Here is a 578-nt window from a genome sequence, read left to right as displayed (position 1 = left end):
AACCCCTGCCGGAATACCTTGGAACAAGCTCTGTTCGAATGAATCGGTAAACCTCTGATCATGATCTTTGTAAGCATCAATTATCTGCTCGGCAACATCAACGTATCCCCAGCTTGAATCTCGCTGCTGCTCAGCCCGTTCGTCCGGATCAGCTTCTGAACATAGACCCTTGTGTCCAGGCCCTGCGGCTTATGTGCCACGGCAATTTCCCATAACGTATCCCCTGGCATAACCACGACATATTCCGGCCGATTTGCTCCCTCAGAGCTATCCGAAGAAGCAGCAAAGGCTTGTACCATTCCAGTACATGTGATGCTGAAGATGATTAAAAGCAGGGCCATTTTGGACAATCTACTCTTAAGGAAGACGTTCATATGTAAACTTCTCTTCACAGGGCGACGAAAAGAAGGTTGTTCATAGATGCTTTGATAAGAACTATATCTCAACATTTCACCATCACTCCAAACAAGTGTTCTGTGTTAATGTAATCAATATAACACGAACACTTGTTTGATTCAATAGTTTTTTTCGAACAGTTGTTCCTGTTTTTTTCGGAAATAGTTCTCGTCTCCCAAACT

General features: G+C 43.8%; 1 protein-coding gene. It reads right to left on the bottom strand.

Translation table 11 applies throughout. From position 1 onward, the window contains the following. Positions 1-80: 80 nt before the first annotated feature. Positions 81-341: a LysM peptidoglycan-binding domain-containing protein gene (locus tag POTG_RS19735; RefSeq protein WP_232282361.1), complete on the bottom strand. Its 261-nt coding sequence runs from the start codon at positions 339-341 to the stop codon at positions 81-83. Between the last annotated feature and the right edge of the window lie 237 nt (positions 342-578).

The sequence above is a fragment of the Paenibacillus sp. oral taxon 786 str. D14 genome, assembly GCF_000159955.1.
Taxonomy (GTDB): Bacteria; Bacillota; Bacilli; order Paenibacillales; family Paenibacillaceae; genus Fontibacillus; species Fontibacillus phoenicis.
Note: the sequence above shows the minus strand (reverse complement) of the source record. Positions and strands in the feature narration are given on the sequence as shown.

Excerpts from the sequence above, each read along its gene's own strand:
- POTG_RS19735 (WP_232282361.1), bottom strand. The coding sequence starts at position 341 with ATGGCCCTGCTTTTAATCATCTTCAGCATCACATGTACTGGAATGGTA.